This window comes from Pseudomonas sp. UBA5568, from assembly GCF_002425525.1.
Taxonomy (GTDB): domain Bacteria; phylum Pseudomonadota; class Gammaproteobacteria; order Pseudomonadales; family Pseudomonadaceae; genus Aquipseudomonas; species Aquipseudomonas fulva.
In genome coordinates this window covers 75067-96422 of record NZ_DIMK01000049.1, presented here as the reverse complement: position 1 = coordinate 96422, position 21356 = coordinate 75067, and the positions used below count along the sequence as shown (strand labels likewise).

The window sequence follows — 21356 nt, the reverse complement described above, 5'->3', positions numbered from 1 at the left end:
ACCAAAACCGGGGGGACAACTCGTCGGCGAGTCTAGCAGAACTCGCCGGTTCGTTAGAGATATTTGCTGGTCGTTAAGTTTCATCCAGACCGGCAAATTTCTCCCGAAGCTTGTCAAGCGCACGCTTGTATCGCATTTTCGTCGCGCTGAGCCCCATGTGCATGATATCCGCGATCTCCTGGAACTCCAGCTCGGCGACGAATCGCAGCACCAGGATTTCCCGATCGATCGGGTTCACATGGACCAGCCACTTGTCCAGCCCGCCCTTTTCTTCGGCCTTTGGGGCCTTGTCCTCGGACGCCTCTTCAACAGGGTCCAGGCTCAAGGCATCCATCAACCTGCGCTTGCGGCGCTCCTTGCGGTACTGGGTGATGCATTCATTGTAGGTGATGCTGTAAAGCCAGGTCTTGAATTTGGATTTTCCCTCGAAATTCTTGAGACCATAGAGCACTTTCAACATGACTTCCTGACAGACATCATCCGCGTCCCGGTCGTTCCCCAAATAACGTGCACATACGTTGAACAGGGTTCGCTGATAGCGACGCATGAGCTCCTCATACGCGCGGGTGACGTGATACAGCTCCTCATGCGAGCGCGCCACCAACTCTTCGTCGGTGAGTTCGCGGGGGTCGTAGCGCATGGGCGGCGTGGGGACTTTATTCAAAACGAATCTGGCCGACAGTCAGGTCAATGTCGCCGCAAACGCCCAGGAGGGTCGGTTTTTGCGGCGGCATACATTAACAGCTTTGTGCGGTCAGCGGCTATTGACCCGCTGCTCGAGCAATTCTCGGTTGGACAGGGAAACCAGCTCGTCATCGTCGGTGAGGATCACCGTCTTGACCGTGCCGATTTCCTCGATATGCCCTTCTACCTCGCCAATGCGCACCTGCTGACCCACCTGGAACAGCTCGCGGACGTAGATGCCCGCCAGGATCTGACCCGCGATCTCGCGGCTACCCAGGCCCATGGCCAGCGCAACGGCCAGACCAACGGTAATCAGGCCGATAACGATCACATGGTTGAGCAGGTCGGTCTTGACCTCCAGCTGGCTGATAGCCACTGAAATGCTGATGATGATGACCAGGCCCTGAACGATGCGTCCAAGCCCCGCGGCGTACTCAAGCCCCACGCCTTCGGCAGCGCCGCGCACCAGGCCGTTGGCCACCTGCGCCAGGAGCACGCCCGCGAGCAATATCAACGCTGCACCGAACACCTTGGGCAGGTACAAGGCCAGCATGTCGAGCGTGGCCGAGACGCGCTCCAGGCCCAGCGACTCGGCGGCCGATACGAGGAAGATCAGCAGCACGAACCAGTAGACGATCTTGCCGATCAGGGTAGAAATCGGTACCTGAATGCCAACCCGGCCCAGCATCTTGGTCAGACCCGTACCGGCCATCAGGCGATCAAGGCCAAGCTTGGCCAGCAGTTTGGAGAGCAAGGTATCGAGCAGCTTGGCTACCACAAAGCCCAGCAGCACCACCACCAACGCGCCGAACAAGTTGGGGATGAAGTTCGCCACCTTGGTCCATAGGGCGGTCATGGCGGTGACCAGGCTCTGGGTCCAGAGATCGAGTTCCATATTCAGTCGGCCTTATCAGCTTTGCTGCCAGCGGCAGCGTTGCGGGAAGAATGTCTGCGCACCGGCGCGACGTGCGCCGAGCCATTGTTGATGGCGATCATCAGCGCCTGGCTCCAACGGCCAAGCAAGCTGAACAGATCACCGGCGCCAACCTGACGGTTGGCGGTCTTGAGCACGCGACCCAGGCAGGCGGCATCATCCTGGTCATGGCGGTCATTGCCGGACGGGGATGCCTTGAGCAGGTCACGCAGGGATTGTTCGAACGGATCGTGCATGGGCACCTCGCGTAGTATCAGCAAGAGACGAGACGGCCTGGCGACGGGTCACACCTTGTGTCGACCAGGCTGCTGGCGCGCTGGCGGCTATACCCACTGCAAGCGCCGGAACAACCACCATTGCCCTGCTGCCAGCCCCAGCACCACCAGGCACGCCATGAGAAACCCGTAAGGGTTCTGCGCCCCAGGAATGCCACCCACGTTGATGCCCAACAGCCCGGTGATGAAGCTCATTGGCAGAAAGATGCAGGTGATGATGCCAAACCGGTACATGGTGCGGTTCATCCGTTCGCTGCGGCGGCGGTCTTCGCTCTCAAGCACCAATGCCGCACGTTCGCGGGTCAGTTCGAGCTCTTCGAGATAGCGGATCAGGCTGTTGTTCAGCTCGTTCCAGTAATCGGCATCGACCTCGGCAAACCAGCTCCACTTGCTGCGTGAAAGATGTGCATAGATGTCGCGCTGCGGGGCCAGGAAGCGTCGCAGGCCAGCCGCGCGGCGGCGGATCTGCTGCAAGCTGCCCTGATCAGGCAGGTGTCGCTCGTCAACCTCTACCTTTTCTTCTTCGAGGTCGACCAATTCGGACAGATCGCTGACCAAACCCTGGACTTTCTCGGTCAGCAGTTCGCCCATCAGCAACAGCAACTCGGAAGCTGTCTTCGGCCCCCTGCCCTGCTCCAGTTGCAGCAGGACTTCGTCGCTGGCCCGGAGCGGGCGCAAGCGCAGCGAAATCACGCGCTGGGCCTGGGCGAAGATTCGCACCGAAACCATGTCCTCAGGCTCGGCACCAGGGTTGAGGTTGACCCCACGCAGAAACAGCAACAATTGCTCGTCGGCCATCGGCAGCAAGCGCGGCCGAGTGTTCTCTTCCAGCAACAGCTCGCAGGCGAATTCACTAAGGCCACTCTCGCTCAGCAGCCACGACCGGGTTTGGGGGTGGCTGCGGTCCCAGTGCAACCAGAGGCTTTGCTCAGGTTGCAGTTGCAAATCGGCCAGCTCGGTTCGGGCGATGGCGCGTGCCCCGCCCTTGCCATCGAGCACCAGGGCATGCACCAGCCCCCACTGCGCGTTGTCTTCCTCGAACATCAAAGCTCCATCAGCGCCAGCGGCGCGTCACTCCGGCATCTGCAACGGGCTTGGCGAGACCAGTACGCCGTTGTTGTCGGCGTACACGTATTCACCGGGCCTGAAGGTCACGCCCGCGAAACTCACCACGACGTTGAGGTCGCCAATGCCACGCTTGTCGGTTTTGAGCGGGTGGCTGGCCAGCGCCTGCACACCCACGTTGGTCTGGATCAGTGCGTCGACGTCGCGCACGCAGCCGTAGATCACCAGGCCTTCCCAGCCGTTTTTCGCCGCTTTTTCGGCAAGCATGTCGCCCAACAGGGCGCGACGCAGCGAGCCGCCGCCGTCGACCACCAACACCTTGCCCCGGCCATCGAGTTCGACCTGCTCACGCACGAGCGAGTTGTCCTCGAAGCACTTGATGGTGACGATCTGGCCACCGAACGAATCGCGGCCACCAAAGTTGCTGAACATCGGCTCCAGCACCTGCACGAGGTCCGGATAGGCGTCACACAGGTCGGGCGTTACGTAATGCTGCATGGCAAGCTCCTGTCAGTCACAACGAAAGCGATTGAGGGCCAAGGCTACACCTTGGAGCACACCGCAGTCACCCGAGACCGCACGGTCAGCGCCTTTCATAGCGCGGGCACGAGCGCCAAGGCCTCGATGGACGCATGCACCGGCAACCTGGGCTCACGCAGCCAGCGTTCTACCAGCGGCCATACCTGCACGTGGGCAGCCTGGCTGGCCAGCATGTCCGCATGGCCAAAGGCATCGAAGCCCGCCGCAGGCCCAAGGCAGAGGAACTGCTTGTGCGCGCCACCGAGTTGCTCGAACAACGTGCGGCAGGCCCACGGCGGGCTCTGCTGGTCGGCCGCGGCTGCGACGGCCAGCGTCGGCACGTCGACTTGCGCAAGGCCTGCCCACCAATCGCCCTGCTTGTCGCCAAAACGCCCGATCAATCCATGCCAGCGCATGTGTTCCAAGGCAAGGCCGACGGGTTCATCCTCTGGCCCGCGCCCAAAGCGCGAGCCAGACAAATGCCCCCAGCGGCGTAGCAGCCAGCGCATGCCCCACACCACCGGAGGCACTTTCAACGGCCAGTAGCTGCGGCTTACCTGGGAACCGAATAGCGCCACACCCGACACATGCTGCGCAGCCAACGCGCCGCTCCCCAGGGCGACCGCCAAGGTAGTGCCGCCCAACGAATGCCCAATCCACAGGGGCGCCCTGCCCGCTTTCTCATGCACGAAGGCACCGATGGCCGGTACGTCGTCGCGCGCGTAGGCGACCACCGTGTTCTGTGCCCAATCCCGATTGCGCGGCGACAGCCCGTGACCACGCATCTCGGGGATCCATACATCGAAGCCGGCCCGGGCCAGGTAGGCCCCAAGGCCACCGCCCTTGGGTGAATACCAGAAACGCCGATTGGAAAAGCTGCCATGCAGCAAGATGACCGGAATACCCTGGGCGGTGTTCTGGTCAGCCAAGCCCAGCCGGGTCACGGCCAGCTCCACGCTGGGATCGGGACCCAAGCCGGCCTTGATGCGATAGACGTCTTCACTGAGGTCGCCGCGACGCTCGGCACTGAGCAAGGCGACGGGAAATAATGTACTGCTGCTTTGCATAGGTCGGTTGCTTGTCGCACAAAAAAGGGCGAAATCCATCGCTGGAACTCGCCCTGGAAAAAACCAGGCGAGGGACGCCAGACGCCCCTCGCGTTTTGCGGTATCAGGTCGCGCTTTGGCCTTCGGCCAGGTAGAACCAGGTTTCGAGCACCGAGTCCGGGTTCAGCGATACGCTGTCGATGCCCTGCTCCATCAGCCATTTGGCCAGGTCTGGGTGATCCGAAGGGCCCTGACCGCAAATACCGATGTACTTGCCGGCCTTGTTGCACGCCGCGATGGCGTTGGCCAGCAGCTTCTTGACCGCAGGATTTCGCTCATCGAACAGGTGGGCAATGATGCCCGAATCACGGTCCAGACCCAACGTCAGCTGAGTCAGGTCGTTCGATCCGATGGAGAAACCGTCGAAGTATTCGAGGAACTCGTCGGCCAGGATGGCGTTGGACGGCAGTTCGCACATCATGATGACGCGCAGGCCGTTGTCGCCACGGGCCAGGCCGTTTTCAGCCAGCAGGTCGACCACTTGGCTGGCCTCACCGAGGGTACGCACGAACGGCACCATGATCTCGACGTTGGTCAGGCCCATTTCGTTGCGCACGCGCTTGAGTGCGCGGCACTCGAGTTCGAAGCAATCGCGGAACGCCTCGCTGATGTAGCGCGAGGCCCCACGGAAGCCCAGCATCGGGTTTTCTTCTTCGGGCTCGTACAGCTTGCCGCCGATCAGGTTGGCGTACTCGTTGGACTTGAAGTCCGACAGGCGAACGATCACTTTCTTGGGATAAAACGCCGCTGCCAGGGTGCTGATGCCTTCGACCAGCTTCTCCACATAGAAACCGACCGGATCGTCATAACCGGCGATGCGCTTGTCGACGCTGTCCTTCAGGTCAGCCGGCAGGCCGGCGTAGTTGAGCAATGCCTTGGGGTGCACGCCGATCATGCGGTTGATGATGAACTCCAGGCGGGCCAGGCCTACACCGGCGTTGGGCAGCTGGGCGAAGTCGAAGGCGCGGTCCGGGTTGCCGACGTTCATCATGATCTTGAACGGCAGCTCAGGCATGGCGTCCACCGAGTTCTGCTTGATGTCGAAGCCCAGTTCACCCTCGAAGATGAAGCCGGTATCGCCTTCGGCGCAGGAGACGGTCACGCCCTGCCCATCTTTGAGAATCTGGGTAGCGTTGCCGCAACCGACGACCGCCGGAATACCCAGTTCACGGGCAATGATGGCCGCATGGCAGGTACGCCCGCCACGGTTGGTGACGATGGCACTGGCACGCTTCATGACCGGTTCCCAGTCCGGGTCGGTCATGTCGGAGACCAGCACGTCGCCTGGCTGGACCTTGTCCATCTCGGACACGTCGTTGATCACGCGGACCTTGCCGGCGCCGATGCGCTGGCCGATGGCGCGGCCTTCGACCAGCACGGTGCCCTTCTCTTTCAGCAGGTAACGTTCCATGACGTTGGCGCTGGCGCGGCTCTTCACGGTCTCAGGGCGGGCCTGGACGATGTACAGCTTGCCGTCGTCACCGTCCTTGGCCCACTCGATGTCCATTGGGCGCTGATAATGCTGCTCGATGATCATCGCCTGCTTGGCCAGCTCGTTGACTTCGTCGTCGCTCAGGCAGAAGCGGGCACGCTCGGCGCGATCGACTTCGACCGTCTTGACCGAGCGACCGGCCTTGGCTTCTTCGCCATAGACCATCTTGATCGCCTTGCTGCCCAGGTTGCGGCGCAGGATGGCCGGACGGCCAGCCTGCAGGGTGTGTTTGTGTACGTAGAATTCGTCAGGGTTGACCGCGCCCTGGACCACGGTTTCACCCAGGCCGTAGGCACCGGTGATGAACACGACGTCACGGAATCCCGACTCGGTGTCCAGCGTGAACATCACGCCGGCGGTGCCGGTTTCGGAACGGACCATGCGCTGCACGCCAGCCGAGAGTGCGACCAGCTTGTGGTCGAAGCCCTGGTGCACACGGTAGGAGATGGCACGGTCATTGAACAGCGAGGCGAACACTTCCTTCGCAGCACGGATCACGTTGTCCACGCCGCGGATGTTGAGGAAGGTTTCCTGCTGGCCGGCGAACGAGGCGTCTGGCAGGTCTTCGGCGGTGGCCGAGGAGCGCACGGCCACGGCCATGTTGTCGTTGCCATTGGCCATTTCGGCGAAGGCGGTACGGATCTCGGCATCCAGACGCGCCGGGAATTCGGCTTCCATCACCCACTGGCGAATCTGCGCGCCGGTCTTGGCCAGGGCGTTGACATCGTCCACGTCCAGGGCATCGAGCGCCGCATGGATGCGGTCGTTGAGCCCACTTTGCTCGAGGAAATCACGGTACGCCTGAGCCGTAGTGGCAAAGCCGCCCGGCACGGACACGCCGGCACCGGCAAGATTGCTGATCATCTCGCCCAGGGATGCGTTCTTGCCCCCCACATGCTCCACATCATGGACGCCGAGCTTTTCGAGGGAAACTACGTACTCTACCAAGGTGATCTCTCCACTAGCTGTATTGGAAAAGCTCAACGGCGCCCGCCTGTCTTCTTGACTGGGCCGGACGCATGTGGCCTGTACCTGGAAAATAAGTGAGAATGCCGACAGCCGCATTCGGCAAAGCGAACTTATCATAATCAAGAAACGTCATCATCACTAAGGCCCCGATCGCAAATGAAACGAACCGCGTTCTTCATCTCCGACGGCACCGGCATCACTGCCGAGACCCTGGGCCAGAGCCTGCTCGCGCAGTTCGAGAGCATTCCTTTCAGCAAATTCACCCGGCCATACATCGACTCCCCCGAAAAAGCGCGCAACATGGTTCAGCAGATCAATGCGGCGGCCGAGCGCGACGGCATGCGGCCGATCATCTTCGACACCATCGTCAACCAGGACATACGCGAGATCCTCGCCACCTCCAACGGGTTCATGATCGACATCTTCTCCTCGTTCCTGTCCCCGCTGGAGCAGGAGTTGACCGCCCATTCCTCGTATTCGGTGGGCAAATCCCACTCCATTGGTGGCAATTCCAACTACATGGAGCGCATCGAGGCGGTGAACTTCGCCCTGGACAACGATGACGGCGCTCGCACCCATTACTACGACAAGGCCGACCTGATCCTGGTGGGTGTGTCCCGTTGCGGCAAAACCCCGACGTGCCTGTACATGGCCATGCAGTTCGGCATCCGCGCGGCCAACTATCCGCTGACCGAAGACGACATGGAGCGCCTGCAACTGCCGGCGGTGCTGAAAAAGCACCACAGCAAGCTGTTCGGCCTGACCATCGACCCCGACCGGCTGACCGCCATTCGCCACGAGCGCAAGCCCAATAGCCGTTACTCGAGCTTCGCCCAGTGCGAATTCGAGGTGCGAGAAGTCGAGAGCCTGTTCCGCCGCGAGAACATTCCCAACATCAATTCCACGCATTTTTCGGTGGAAGAAATATCGGCCAAGATCCTGGTGGAGAAGGGTGTGGAGCGGCGGTTCAAGTAAGGCAGTGGCGGGCTTGGTCTGGTGATGTCGTAGGGTTTGAGCGCAGACATCGTGAGCAACGCCTGTCTCTATCGTTGGCTTATGGGTGCTGCTCGGTGCCGGCGGCGGGCATCAGCGGCCTCGGTACTTGAGTTCTGCATCACAGATCACTGGGGCCGCTGCGCGCCCCGTTGACCGTCATTCCATAACCAATCGCCCAACACCTCACCCACAAAAAAGCCCCGGCATCACGGCCGGGGCTTTTTCATTTCAGCAATGACTCAGGACGGCATTACAGTCGCCTGCCCACTCATGGCCAGATCGACCAGTTCGCGGTTGGCCACTGCATACATCGCGTAGTCATGGCCCGAGGCGCTGCGCAGGTCATCGAGCATGGCGCGCCAGCGCTCCACCATCACCCGATGCTGCTCGGCCCACAGCGCGACGCGGGCATCCATGTCCTGCGGTGCATCGGCCATCTGCAATACCGAGATGGTGATGGCGCGTTGTTGCAGGTCGATGTCGTCGCGGAAGGCTTCCCGGGCCAGGGCCTGCCAGTTGTTCTCCACCGGCAGGTTGCTGATCTCCTGCAAGTACCAGGTCAGGTCAAGCGCGCTGCCCACGGCGAAGAACGCCTTGGCCACCTGCGCCGGCTCGTGACCGGTCACATCAGCCGCCTCGATGATCGGCAGCAAGGTGTACAGATGGCTGGTACCGGCCACCATGCGTGCCAACAGCTCCGGCACCCCCGCATCGACGAAGCTCTGGTAGCGCACCATCCAGCGTTCGCGGGTCGGGCCTTCGAGCAGTTCGTCGAGCTTGAGCCCAAGCTGGGCGATCTTCGGCCCAAAGTGGGCGCAATCACGGCCAGCGTCTTGCTCATTGCGACGGCTACGCAGGAACCAGCGCGTGGCTCGACGACCCAGGCGCATCAGTTCGTCCATCAGGGTCAGCTGGATCTCGGCGGGGACCTGGTAATCCAGCGCCTCGATCTGACGGAACCAGTGCGGCAGGTGGAAGATGTCGCGCACGATCACGTAAGCCCCGGCCACGTTGGCAGGGCTCATGCCGGTCGATTCCTTCAACCGCTGCACGAAAGTGATGCCCATGTTGTTGACCAGGTCGTTGGCGATCTGGGTGCTGACGATCTCGCGCTTGAGGCGGTGGCGGCGCATGGAGTCGGCGAACTTGCTGACCAGCGACGGCGGGAACGCGGTTTCCATGTCGCGGGTCAGGTAATCGTCGTCCGGCACCTGGGACTTGAGCAACTGCTCCTTCAAGTCGATCTTGCTGTAGGAGATCAGTACCGAGAGCTCTGCACGGGTCAGGCCCTGGCCGGCGGCGAGGCGCTCGGCCAGCTGTTCCTCGGAAGGCAGGAACTCGATGGCCCGGTCAAGCTTGCCACGGGCCTCGAGGTCGGCCATCAGGCGCTTGTACTCGGCAATGCGCTCGCGCACGCGACGCGCTGCCAGCGACAGCGCCTGGGTCTGCTTGTAGTTGTTGCCCAGCACCAGGCCGGACACTTCCTCGGTCATGCTACCGAGCAGCTGGTTGCGCTGCTTCTCGGTCATGTCACCACCCTGCACAACCTCGTTGAGCAGAATCTTGATGTTGACCTCGTGGTCGGAGCAATCCACGCCGCCGGCGTTGTCGATGAAGTCGGTGTTGGTGGCGCCGCCGTGCAGGCCGAATTCCACCCGGCCAAGCTGGGTCATGCCCAGGTTGCCGCCCTCGCCCACCACCTTGCAGCGCAGCTCGTTGCCGTTGACACGCAAGGCGTCGTTGGCCTTGTCGCCAACGTCGGCGTGGCTTTCGCCACTGGCCTTGACGTAGGTGCCGATGCCACCGTTCCAGAGCAGGTCAACGGGCGCCTTGAGCAGTGCATTGAGCAGCTCGGTGGGCGTCAGGCGGTCGGCCTCGATGGCGAAGCGTTCCTTCATCTGCGCCGTGATGGCGATGCTCTTGGCGCTACGCGGGAAAATGCCACCGCCTTCGGACATGATGCTGGTGTCGTAGTCGGTCCACGCCGAACGCGGCAAGTCGAACAAGCGCTTGCGCTCGGCAAAGCTGGACGCCGGCTCCGGGTTGGGGTCGATGAAGATATGCAGGTGGTTGAAGGCCGCTACCAGTTGCAGCTTGTCGGACATCAACAAGCCATTACCGAAGACGTCGCCGGCCATGTCGCCCACACCGATCACCGTGATCGGATCTTCCTGCACGTTGATGCCGCGCTCACGGAAGTGACGCTGCACGCCGACCCAGGCACCGCGGGCGGTGATGCCCATTTTCTTGTGGTCGTAGCCTGCCGAGCCACCCGATGCGAAGGCGTCACCCAGCCAGAAGCCATAGTCGATGGCGATGCCGTTGGCGATGTCCGAGAACGTGGCGGTGCCTTTGTCGGCCGCCACGACCAGGTACGGGTCGTCATCGTCGTGACGCACCACGCCGACCGGCGGCACGACGCCACCGTCCTTGAGGTTGTCGGTAATGTCGAGCAACCCCGAGATGAAGATGCGGTAGCACGCCACGCCCTCTGCCGCGATCTCGTCACGCGTGCCGCCCAGTGGCAGACGACGTGGCAGGAAACCACCCTTGGCGCCGACAGGTACGATTACCGAGTTCTTCACCTGCTGCGCCTTGACCAGGCCCAGCACCTCAGTGCGATAGTCTTCCTCGCGGTCCGACCAGCGCAGGCCGCCGCGCGCAACGTTGCCAAAGCGCAGGTGCACACCCTCGACCCGAGGGGAATAGACGAAGATCTCGAACTTGGGCACCGGCTTGGGCAGTTCGGGCACAAGCTTGGGGTTGAACTTGAAGCTGAAATACGACTTGTTCTGGCCGTTGGCATCGAGCTGATAGAAGTTGGTGCGCAGGGTGGCCTTGATCAGGTCCAGGTAGCGACGCAGGATGCGGTCCTCGTTGAGCACCTGCACCTCGTCCAGCGCATTGAGGATCGCTTGCTCAAGGCGCTGCTGCTTGTCCTCGAGGTCGTCCTGGGTCAGCTTGCGGGCCAGGTAGAAACGCGTCTTGAACAGGCGGGTAAGCTCGCGCGCGATGTCGGTGTGGTTGTTCAGCGTGCTGGCAATGTAGCCCAGGTCGAAGCCCAGACGGATTTGTTTCAGGTAGCGTGCATAGGCACGCAGCAATGCCACGTCGCGCCACGGCAGGCCCGCGGTCAGCACCAGGCGGTTGAAGGCATCGTTTTCGGCATCGCCGCCGACGATGTGGATGAATGCATCCTGGAAGGTGTCATTGAGCTCCTGGATGTTCAGGCTCAGGCCTTCGCTGTAGGTGAAGGCGAAGTCGTGAATCCAGTATTCGCGGCCATTGGCGTGGCGCAGTCGATAGGGGAACTCTCCCAGCACGCGCAGGCCGAGGTTTTCCAGAATCGGCAGTACGTCCGACAGCGCCAGAGGGGTGTCGGCGTGGTACAGCTTGCAGTGCAGGGTGCGCTCGCCAACCCGCGTGAGCGGCTGGTAGAAACTCATGGCCAGTGGCTTGCTTTCCGACAGGGCCAGCACGTGCTGCAGGTCCACCACCGCCGAATGGGCGGCGAAGCGCTCGCGGTAGCCAGCCGGGAAGCCTTTGGGGAAATCGGCCAGGATGTTGGTGCCTTGGGCTTCGCCGAAGTTCTCCACGACAAGCGCCGAGAAATCGTCCTGCCAGGAACGGCAGGCCTGGATGACTTCACGCTCGAGCTGCTGCGGGTCGATGTCGATACGGTTCTTCGGGTCCACGCGCAGGATCAGCTGCACACGGGCCAGTACCGACTCGGAGAAGAAGGTCCAGAACTCGCAATCGCTGGCCTTCAGGCGTTCCATCAACACCTGCTGGATTTTCTGCCGAACCTCGGTGGAATAGATTTCACGCGGCACATAGGCCAGGCAATAGCAGAAGCGCCCGTACGGGTCTTTGCGCAGGAAGACGCGAATCTTGTTGCGCTCCTGGATCTGCACGATGGACATGACCGTGCTGAACAGCTCATCGACCGGCGTCTGGAACAGATCGTCGCGCGGCAGCACCTCGAGCACCTGCGCCAGTTCCTTGCCCAGGTGAGCCTTGGTATCGAAGCCGGAACGGCGCTCCACTTCGGCGACCTTGACCCGGATGTAGGGGATGGCGTGCACGCTTTCGCCATACACCGTGGAGGTGTAAAGGCCCATGAAGCGGTGTTCCTTGAGCACGTTACCCGAGGCATCGAGCTGACGGATGGACACGTAGTCAGGGTAGCCCGGGCGGTGTACCCGGCTTGGCAGCGCAGCCTTGGCGAAGGAGAGCAGCAGCGGCTCGGCCAGGTAGGCCACGGCGTAGTCTTCGATGCGCAGCTCTTCGGGGGTCAAGCCAACGCGCAGGCGACGCGGCAGCCCAAGGAACGACTGCGCGTCGTAAACCATCTGGCCACCGTCCTGATCGGCCTGGACGGTGAACTCTTCATACCCCAGGAAGGTGAAGTGGTTGTCCAGCAACCACTCCAGGAACGCCTTGACCTCGCCCTTTTCGTGCTGGGCCGGCCCGTACGGGGTCTGCTCGACCAGCGCCACGACTTCACGCAGCTTGTCCTTCATCGGCTCGAAATCATCGACCGCCACGCGGACCTCGGCCAGCACCTGCTCGATTTCCCGAGCCAGCACGCTCAGCTCTGCAGCGTTGGCGCAGCGATCGATCTCCAGGTACATCAGCGACTCGTGCCCAACCCCTTCACCGTGGGTACCCTTGGGCAGCAGCTCCAGCAATTCGCCCTTGGCGTTGCGGCGCACGCTCAATACCGTGGTCTGCAGCGTATGAATGCTGTAGCCACGGCGGTTCAGCTCGGTGCGGACCGAGTCCACCAGAAACGGCAGGTCATGGTGCAGCACCTCGACGACCGTGTGGGTCGACTGCCAACCGTTGCGTTCGTAATCGGGGTTGTACACGCGCACCTGCGGGTGCTCGGGGTCGAAACGCTCGACGATGCGCCAGGCCGACAGGGTGCAGCCGGCCAGGTCGGAAAGCCTGCGCTGGGTGAGTTCGTCCAGAGAGATGATGCCGAAGAACTGTTCGGCGAACAGCGCCACTTGTGGCAGGGACTGTTCGCTGATGTGCTGCGCCAGGGCCGCTTGCAGTTGATGCTGGAAGTCGGCTTTGCTGGCCGCGGTGAAGAACGCCATCTGTGGTACTCCGCTTGGGCTTTGTAATAGTTGAAGCGTCGCTGCGTGCGCCGTGCCGGGATCAACGATAGACGATTGCAGGCAGGGCGAACGATGAAAACCAGGCGTTGAGCGTGCGCATGCACGCCCAGGACTGGGCGCAGCTTAACGACTGACCGGTCATCAAGGCTTGCAGCGCTGCGACAATTTCGTTCAAGGGGCGGTAACTTTACGTTTATGCATGTAAGCAAGACTGTCAGAATTCCCTTCCGTTTCCTTTGATCCGAGCCCGCCATGCAAATCGACACAGCCGTGCTGTTCGCCACCCCCTGCGATGAAGAGGAGGACAACATGGCCACCCTGTGCTGCCACAGCGACAAAGGCCAGATGTTCCTGCTGACCCGCTACCCCGACGAAGACACGGTCGACCTGACCCTGGATGATGAGCCCTCGACCCTGGACGGCTTGAAAGTGACCTTGAGCGCAACTGGCCTGTTGATCGAAGTGGCGGCAGGTGACCGGGACGCCTTGCGCGGTGATGAGGTGCTTCAGATCAACCTGACCAGCACGCTGAGCGATCTGGACGAGATCAGGCAAACCTTGGAAAACATCCTGAGCGGCACCGGCACGTTCATCTGCGAACTCTAATCCACCGATCACTGCGCAGGCTTGCCACAGCCCGCAGGGGCTAGGCCAGTGCGCGCTGCATCGCCTGCGCCTGCTCGCGCAGTGTCTGACAGAACGGCTCGACCGCCGCCGAGGCCGGCCGGTGGTCTGGCCTGACCAGCATCACCTGGTAGGCGATCAAGATCTCCAGCGGCCTGATGGGCAAACCACTCTGGGCCGCCTCCAGCCCGCTCAGGGGGTTGATGATGGCGACGCCCAGGCCCTGCCTGACCATGGCGCACACCGAGGCGGCGCTGGTGGTCTCGATGACCGTGCGACGGTTCACCCCGGCCGCGCGAAACTGGTGGTCCAGACGCTGGCGATAGGTGTCCAGGCTGGCCAGGTTGATGAAATCGATCTCATGGAAGTCCGCCAGGCTCAGCCGTGACCTGGCCTGCAACGGATGGTGCTCAGGCAGCACGCAGACCATGTTGGCGCTGAACAGCAATTCCCCGCTCGCCCCGCGGGGTATCTGCGCGACCTCCGTCAGGCCCAGGTCGTGCTGCTGGGTGGCCAGGGACTCTTCCAGCAGTGGTGACTCCTGGGCCACGATGCTCACGCTCACCCCAGGGTGCTGTTTGTGGAAACGCTGGCAGACCTTGGGCAGTAGCGTCTGCGAAAACAACGGCAGGCAGGTGACGGCCAACTGGCCCTGCTGAAAATTGCGAATGGCCTGGGCAAAACGGTCGATGCGCTCAAGGCCTACATACGCCCGCTCTACTTCATCGATCAGCAGCAACGCCTGGGCGGTGGCTTCCAAGCGACCGGCCGTGCGTTCGAACAGATGCAGACCGGTCACGTGCTCTAGCCGCGCCAGCTCACGGCTGATCGTCGGCTGCGAGGTGAACAGCAGACGCGCCGCGCCCGTCACGCTGCCCGAGACCATGATGGCGCGGAACACTTCGATGTGGCGGGCGGAGAGTTTCATGGCAGCACCGACGGTATTCACAGGTCATATCAGGTCTGAATGGGTGGCGCAAAAATAGCTATTTTTCTGAATCGAGTCTATGGGCCATGCTCGCTACTTCCCCCTGTCCCGAGTCCTTCGATCATGAACCATCCTTACGCTGTGCTTGCCGAGGCCGTTCGCCAGCACGGTTCACCCCTGTGGGCCTACGACGCCGCCACCATCATCAGCCGGATAGAACAGCTCAAGCCATTCGACACCGTACGCTTCGCCCAGAAGGCCAACCCCAACCTGCAGGTATTGCGCTTGATGCGCCAGCACGGGCTGGTGCTCGATGCGGTGTCGCTCGGGGAAATGGAACGCGCCTTTGCAGCCGGCGCCAGTGTGGCGGGCGAGCCTGCGGGGGTGGTGCTGACTTGCGACGTGCTGGACCGCGCCACCCTGGCGCGCGCGGTCGCGGAAAAGATCGAAGTCAACGCAGGCTCCATCGACATGCTGCGCCAGTTGGGCGAGCACTCGCCAGGGCACCGTGTCTGGCTGCGCATCAACCCAGGGTTCGGCCATGGCCATAGCCGCAAGACCAATACTGGGGGCGAGAACAGCAAGCATGGCATCTGGCACGAGGACCTGCCGCAGGCGCTCGCCTGCATCCGGGCCCATCGCCTGCACCTGGTAGGCGTGCACATGCATATCGGCTCTGGCGTTGACTACTCCCATCTGGAACAGGTGGCTCGTGCCATGATCGAGCTGATCGTGCGCCTGGACACCGACATCGAAGCGTTCTCGATCGGCGGTGGGCTCTCGACGCCATACCGCGATACCGACACGCCGGTGGACCTGCAGCGCTATGCGCAAACCTGGGCAGTGGCACGGCAGGAAATCGAAGCCGTGCTCGGGCACCCGGTGCGCATGGAGATCGAGCCAGGGCGTTTTCTGGTAGCCGAGTCGGGCTATCTGGTGACCGAAGTCCGTGCCGTCAAGCAGGTGGGCCGCAACACATTCGTGCTGGTCGATGCTGGCTTCAACGACCTGATGCGTCCTGCGATGTACGGGGCCTACCATGCCATGACCCTGCTCGATGCCGACGGCCACCCCGTAGACCGCCCGCGGCAACCGACCGTGGTCGCCGGCCCACTGTGCGAATCGGGGGACGTGTTCACTCAGGATGAACAGGCGCTCTGCCCTCAGGACTTGCCCCAGGCCGTGATTGGCGACTTGCTGGTGATTCACGATGCCGGTGCCTACGGCGCCTCCATGTCGTCCAACTACAACAGCCGGCCTTTGCTGCCAGAGGTGATGATCGAAGGCCAAGTCGTACGCTTGATCCGCCGTCGGCAGACCATTGACGCGCTACTCGCGCTTGAGGCCGGCTTGTAACTTCCAATTCCCTGCATGCCGACCGCCATGGCGAACCGGCATTGCGGGGATAGACCACCCAGTGCTCCCCACACACTTCGCTCGTTAATAGAATGTGAACTGTGAAAACCAAATAGCTCGCAATAAATTCTTATCTTTTCCTAGAATCAAGCAATTCAGTCACATTCAAACCGCACACTACCCCACCCTTTGCAACCTCCACACACGATCCCCCTTTACAATTGGATCCATTCCAACGATGGATCCCCCACATGCAGACACTCGAAATGGATTACGCCCCCGGCGATCACGTCGCCAGCCACTGCCACGCCCACGACCAACTGATCTACGCGGCCAGTGGCATTGTGCATGTGAGTACCGATTCGGGAAGCTGGGTGATCCATGGGGGTAATGCGTTGTGGGTGCCGGCCGGCGTCAGCCATGCCATTGTCATGGAAGGCGTCGTCAGCATGCGCTCCCTGCTGCTGACGCCCCATGTCGGCCACTGCCAGGTGATCGTGGTGACGGGGTTGCTGCGTGAATTGATCCTGGCAGCCTCGCGAATGCTCGGTGTCCGGGAGGGCGAGCACGTACGGGCGCTCATTCTCGGCGAGCTCGCCCATGCAAGGCGCATCGACACGTTCGTTGCAATGCCGACGCACGCACGCCTGAGGGCCTGGTGCGAGCGCATGCTGCGGTCACCCGCCGAGGCGCATTCGCTTGAAGAGTGCGCCACTGCGCTGAACATGAGCACGCGCAATGTGGCCCGGCTGTTTCAGCGCGAGTTGGGCATGTCCCACGGCCAGTGGCGCGCTCGGGCGCGGGTGATGCTGAGCCAGCAGTGCCTGGCGGCAGGCCGTCCGATCATCACCGTGGCGCTCGAACACGGCTACCAGAGCCCAAGCGCCTTTGCAGCCATGTTCAGGCGTATTCTGGGATACGCGCCCAGCGACTGGCAGGACGGGAGCGCACGCCCCCGCTGAAGCGGTTCGAATTGTCCCGCTGGCGCGCACGGTTGTCCCGCTTACGGCAGCCTTGACCTGACCGGTCTCGCTAACGTTGCATCATGACTGACAAGCGATGTTCATGATGCCCACTTCGTTGATGATCCCCTCCCCCGTACAGCTTTGCGCTGTGCTGACGTTCGGCCTGCTGGCAGGTTGCACGCACCCTGCCGCCTCCGAACAGCCCCCGGCGGCCATGCGGGTCAACCCTTTGGCCGAGACCCAGGCCGGGGTTAGCGCGCAGCCTTTGCCCGAGCGCTGGTGGCAGTTGTACCAGGACCCGCAACTCGGACGCTGGGTGGAGCGCGCATTGGCCAACAACCAGGACCTGGCCCAGGCCGAAGCCAACGTGCGGGCACTGCTGGCTGGCATCGGCGAGTTTGAGGCGCAGCGCCTGCCTGCTACCTCGCTGGGTATTGCTGCAACCTACGGCAGGGACAGTGACGATCAGACCCTGGCCCAGGCCCGTGACAGCCATGCTTCCTCCTCCTGGCACTTCAATCCGGGCGTGGCGCTGGCGTATCAGGTGGACGTGTGGGGGCAGGTGCAAGCCCAAATCGATCGCGCCAAGGCGCAAGCGCAGGCTGCGAACGCCGCGCACGATGCCGTGAGACTGCAGGTGGCCGCCCAGACCAGCCGTGCCTACATCGAACAATGCGTCTACACCGCCCGCCTGAGCCAGGCTAGGCAAGCCCTGCGCACCCTTGATCGCAGCCTGCTGTTGAGCGACCGCCAGCGTCAGGCCGGCATCGCCACGGCGTTGGACGGCGAGCGGCTGCTCGGCCTGCGTGAACAGGTGCGCGCCCGGATACCTGTTTTCGAGGCGCGGCGCCAGGTGGCGCTGTTCGAGCTGAGCACCCTGGCCGGTGACGTCACGGTTGATCGCACACACCCCTGCGCTGCCATCCCTTCACTCACGGCAACGCTGCCCACAGGCGATGGCTGGCACCTGCTCGAACGGCGCCCCGACGTACGCCAGGCTGAACGAGCGTTGGAAGCCGCCGGCCTGGAAACGGACATCGTGCGCGCCGACCTGTACCCCAAGGTTCGTTTTGGCGCCCAACTGGCTAGCGCTGATCGTCACATCAGTGGCCTGGGGGCTAGCCGCGCCATCACCTTTGGCGTCGGCCCATTGATCAGCTGGGAATTTCCCAACCTGAAAGCCAACCGCGCCCGGTTGGGCAAGGCCCAGGCTTTGCAGCAGGCCCAGCGCGCTCACTATCGCAGCGTGGCGCTCAAGGCCCTGAAGGATGTGCGCCAGGCTTTGGCCCGCCATGCCGGCGAGCAGCAGCACCTGTCTTCGCTGCAGGCTGCGCTCGAGCACAGCCAGCGCGGCTTCGCCCTGGCACAGGCCAGCTACCGTGCGGGCACCCAGGACGGGCTGGCCCTGCTTGACAGCGAACGCGAGCTGATCGCCTTGCATGACCAGCTCATCGAGGCGCGCGGCAAGGTGGCCAGTGCCCAGATCGACCTGTTCCGCGCACTGGGCGGCGGGTGGTGAAGCCGCCACGCCCAAGGCTCCGCCGACGCTTGCAAAGCGCAACCGCCTCCACTGGACAATGGAACCCCACCATGAACGCTGCTGCACAAACGCACCCCTCAACCCCGACTGCCGAGCAGGCGACCCTTCGCACACGACGGCGGTTGCTCTATAGCGCAGCCGCATGCCTGGGCGTGCTGGCGCTACTGGCGCTCGCTGGCTACTGGTTCTTCACCGGGCGCTACCTGGAAAGTACCGACGACGCCTACATCCGCGCCGATTGGGTTGCATTGAGTTCGCGCGTGGCGGGCTATGTGGCAACGGTGGAGGTCGAAGACGACCAGCCGGTTGAAGCCGGCGCTGTGCTGGTCCGGTTGCAGGATCGCGATTACCAGGCCCGCAGGGATCGCGCGCGCGCTGCCGAACATCAGGCGCAGGCGGCCATAGACGCGGCGCGGGCTCGCCGCGAGCTGGCCGTGCAGCGCATCGAGCAGCAGGCGCAGGCCACCCTCAAGGCCGAGGCCGCCGTGCACAGTGCCAGCGCCGAACGTCGTCGCAGCCAGCTGGACCTGCAACGCTACCAAGGCCTGGTACGCGACGAGGCAGCCACGACCCAACGGCTGGAGCAGGCGCTGGCCGCTGCCAACCAGGCCAAGGCTGTCGAGCAAGGGGCGAAGGCAGCATGGCGGGAACAACAGGCGCAGCAACGGATGGCCAAGGCCGGCGCTGCCCAGGCCAAGGCTGACCTGCAGCAGCACCTGGCCGCCTTCGAAAGCGCCAGGGCCGAACGCCGACTGGCCGAACAGGACGCCCAGGACACCGTGCTGCGCGCACCGGTGGCAGGCGTGGTGGGCAAGCGCCACGTGCGTGCAGGGCAATACGTGGTGCCGGGCCAGCCGTTGTTGGCAGTGGTGCCGGTCGCGCAGGCCTATGTCGTCGCCAACTACAAGGAAACCCAGTTGGCTCGGATGCGCCCAGGGCAGCCTGTACAGGTACAGGTGGACAGTTTCCCTGGCCAGGCATTCGAAGGTCACGTAGCAAGCTTCTCGCCGGCCTCGGGCAATGTTTTCGCGTTGCTGCCGTCGGACAATGCCACAGGCAACTTCACCAAGATCGTCCAGCGTTTTGCGGTGCGCATCCTGCTCGACCTGCCCGTAAACGGGCCGCAGATACTGCCCGGCATGTCGGTGGTGACCACCGTCGACACGCGCACGCCGGAGCCTGCCGATGCGCGCTGAACAACCGGTATCCCTGCGCGCCTGGGTGGCTGTGCTGGGCGGGCTGTTTGGCTGTTTCATGGCCGGCATGAACGTGCACGTCACCAGTGCCGCACTGCCCGAGATACGCGGCTCGCTGGGCGCCAGCTTCGAGGAAGGGTCATGGATATCCACCGCCTACCTGGTGGCAGAGATCGTGATGATCCCCCTGACGGCCTGGCTGGTGGAGGTGTTCTCCCTGCGCCGGGTGATGTGGACGGGCTCGCTGGTCTTCCTGATCGCGTCGGTGGCCTGTTCGTGGGCGCCGAACCTTGAAACCATGATCGTGATCCGGGTAATCCAGGGCGCCGCCGGCGCCGTGCTGATCCCGCTGTCGTTCCAGCTGATCATCACCGAACTGCCGGCCAGCCGAATGGCCATGGGCATGGCGTTGTTCAGCCTGGCCAACAGCGTGGCGCAGGCAGCGGGCCCTTCGATCGGCGGCTGGTTGACCGATGCGTACTCCTGGCGCTGGATCTTCTACCTGCAGCTGTTTCCTGGTATTGCCCTGCTGTGCGCCATTGCCTGGTCCATCGAGGCCAGGCCGATGAAGTTGCAGTTGCTGCGCCACGGTGACTGGCTCGGCATCGCCGCCATGGTGATTGGCCTGGGCGGGCTGCAGATCGTGCTGGAAGAAGGCGGCCGGTTGGACTGGTTCGGGTCTTCGTTCATTACGGGCATGACCGTGGTGTCAGCATTGGCCCTGGTGCTGTTCGTGACGACCCAGCTGTTCGGCCCGCGCGCGTTCATCAATCTGCGGTTGCTGGGCCGTTACAACTTCGGCGTGGCCAGCCTGGCGATGTTCATCTTCGGGGCGGCCACCTTCGGGCTGGTGTTTCTGGTACCTAACTACCTCTCGCAACTGCAAGGCTTCAGTGCCCGGGACGTGGGTGTGGCGTTGATCGCCTACGGGCTCGTGCAGTTGCTGCTGGCGCCCTTGATGCCGCGCCTGATGCGGTGGACCAGCGCCAAGTTCATGGTGGCCAGCGGGTTCCTGATCATGGCGCTGGGCTGCTGGATGGGCGCCAGCCTGACGGCCGACAGTGCCGACAATGTGATCATCCCCTCCACCGTGGTACGGGGTATCGGCCAGCCGTTCATCATGGTTGCGTTGTCCGTGCTGGCAGTGGCCGGGCTGGACAAGCGCGAGGCCGGGTCGGCCTCGGCGGTGTTCTCGATGCTGCGCAACCTGGGTGGCGCCATCGGCACGGCTGGCCTGACCCAACTGGTGGCCACGCGCGAACGCCTGCACAGTGCGCGCATCCATGAGCATGTGACCGTGTTCGAGCCGCAACTGCACACACGCCTGGATCCGACCGTGCAGACATGGCTCTGGCATTCGCAGCAGTGGCTCGAAGGGTTGTCGGGCACCATCCGCCGCGAAGCCTACCTGATGGCCTACAGCGATGCCTTCTACCTGGCTTGCCTGGCGTTGCTCGGCTGTGCGGTGGCAGCATTGCTGCTGAGGTCGCACAAGGGGTAATGAGGCGATGGCGGGCGCTTGGCTCGGGAGCGACGAACGGCTGGTACACTGGCGCCTTTGTACAACGTCCAGACAGGTTC

The 21356-nt window shown here is 62.9% G+C and carries 16 protein-coding genes; 7 read left to right on the top strand and 9 right to left on the bottom strand.

Translation table 11 applies throughout. The features are described from left to right. Positions 1 to 73: 73 nt before the first annotated feature. The 7 genes from sigX to ppsA all read right to left on the bottom strand — a co-directional run bounded on the left by sigX (position 74) and on the right by ppsA (position 7023). On the bottom strand, positions 74 to 640 hold the full coding sequence (sigX, locus tag B2S33_RS16205) for an RNA polymerase sigma factor SigX (RefSeq protein WP_023533721.1): 567 nt from the start codon (positions 638 to 640) through the stop codon (positions 74 to 76). 114 nt (positions 641 to 754) lie between these two features. Next, the gene (locus tag B2S33_RS16200; RefSeq protein WP_027916543.1) at positions 755 to 1579 is read right to left on the bottom strand and encodes a mechanosensitive ion channel family protein; all 825 of its coding nucleotides are present in this window, start codon (positions 1577 to 1579) and stop codon (positions 755 to 757) included. A gap of 2 nt (positions 1580 to 1581) precedes the next feature. Continuing rightward, positions 1582 to 1854 (bottom strand): hypothetical protein, encoded by a 273-nt coding sequence (locus tag B2S33_RS16195; protein ID WP_023533663.1) that lies wholly within the window; start codon positions 1852 to 1854, stop codon positions 1582 to 1584. Positions 1855 to 1941: 87 nt separating this feature from the next. Continuing rightward, positions 1942 to 2937 (bottom strand): zinc transporter ZntB, encoded by a 996-nt coding sequence (locus B2S33_RS16190; protein ID WP_088523054.1) that lies wholly within the window; start codon positions 2935 to 2937, stop codon positions 1942 to 1944. 27 nt (positions 2938 to 2964) lie between these two features. Beyond that, entirely contained in the window at positions 2965 to 3456 is a 492-nt protein-coding gene (gene rraA / locus B2S33_RS16185; protein WP_023533704.1) for a ribonuclease E activity regulator RraA, read from the bottom strand. Positions 3457 to 3551: 95 nt separating this feature from the next. Continuing rightward, positions 3552 to 4544 carry an alpha/beta fold hydrolase gene (locus B2S33_RS16180; protein ID WP_256674439.1) on the bottom strand — a complete coding sequence of 331 codons (993 nt, stop codon included), beginning with the start codon at positions 4542 to 4544 and terminating at the stop codon, positions 3552 to 3554. 103 nt (positions 4545 to 4647) lie between these two features. Then, positions 4648 to 7023: a phosphoenolpyruvate synthase gene (ppsA, locus tag B2S33_RS16175; protein WP_027916540.1), complete on the bottom strand. Its 2376-nt coding sequence runs from the start codon at positions 7021 to 7023 to the stop codon at positions 4648 to 4650. A gap of 177 nt (positions 7024 to 7200) precedes the next feature. Here ppsA and ppsR point away from each other — a divergent pair, with 177 nt between their 5' ends. Continuing rightward, positions 7201 to 8019: a posphoenolpyruvate synthetase regulatory kinase/phosphorylase PpsR gene (ppsR, locus tag B2S33_RS16170; protein ID WP_027916539.1), complete on the top strand. Its 819-nt coding sequence runs from the start codon at positions 7201 to 7203 to the stop codon at positions 8017 to 8019. A 260-nt stretch (positions 8020 to 8279) separates the two neighbouring features. Here the strand turns inward: ppsR and B2S33_RS16165 are convergent, their stop codons facing one another. Then, complete coding sequence (locus B2S33_RS16165; protein WP_110606759.1) at positions 8280 to 13145, bottom strand: NAD-glutamate dehydrogenase; 4866 nt, start codon at positions 13143 to 13145, stop codon at positions 8280 to 8282. 273 nt (positions 13146 to 13418) lie between these two features. On the opposite strand from B2S33_RS16165, the gene B2S33_RS16160 reads away from it, so the two are divergent. After that, a complete protein-coding gene (locus tag B2S33_RS16160; RefSeq protein WP_027916537.1) occupies positions 13419 to 13772 on the top strand; it encodes a hypothetical protein in 354 nt (117 codons plus the stop codon). Between the two features lie 40 nt (positions 13773 to 13812). Here B2S33_RS16160 and B2S33_RS16155 read toward each other — a convergent pair whose 3' ends face one another. Then, positions 13813 to 14718 carry a LysR family transcriptional regulator gene (locus B2S33_RS16155; protein ID WP_288650649.1) on the bottom strand — a complete coding sequence of 302 codons (906 nt, stop codon included), beginning with the start codon at positions 14716 to 14718 and terminating at the stop codon, positions 13813 to 13815. A gap of 123 nt (positions 14719 to 14841) precedes the next feature. Between B2S33_RS16155 and lysA the strand changes: the two genes are divergently transcribed. From lysA to B2S33_RS16130, 5 genes are all read left to right on the top strand, one after another. Next, positions 14842 to 16074 (top strand): diaminopimelate decarboxylase, encoded by a 1233-nt coding sequence (gene lysA / locus B2S33_RS16150; RefSeq protein ID WP_288650647.1) that lies wholly within the window; start codon positions 14842 to 14844, stop codon positions 16072 to 16074. Positions 16075 to 16325: 251 nt separating this feature from the next. Next, positions 16326 to 17036 (top strand): AraC family transcriptional regulator, encoded by a 711-nt coding sequence (locus tag B2S33_RS16145; protein ID WP_027916534.1) that lies wholly within the window; start codon positions 16326 to 16328, stop codon positions 17034 to 17036. A 106-nt stretch (positions 17037 to 17142) separates the two neighbouring features. After that, on the top strand, positions 17143 to 18558 hold the full coding sequence (locus B2S33_RS16140; RefSeq protein WP_288650661.1) for an efflux transporter outer membrane subunit: 1416 nt from the start codon (positions 17143 to 17145) through the stop codon (positions 18556 to 18558). Between the two features lie 71 nt (positions 18559 to 18629). Beyond that, positions 18630 to 19775 carry an HlyD family secretion protein gene (locus B2S33_RS16135; protein ID WP_104926007.1) on the top strand — a complete coding sequence of 382 codons (1146 nt, stop codon included), beginning with the start codon at positions 18630 to 18632 and terminating at the stop codon, positions 19773 to 19775. After that, positions 19765 to 21276, top strand: a complete 1512-nt coding sequence (locus B2S33_RS16130; RefSeq protein ID WP_059183182.1) for an MDR family MFS transporter — start codon at positions 19765 to 19767, stop codon at positions 21274 to 21276. Before B2S33_RS16135 ends, B2S33_RS16130 begins: the two co-directional genes overlap by 11 nt. Positions 21277 to 21356: the final 80 nt, after the last annotated feature.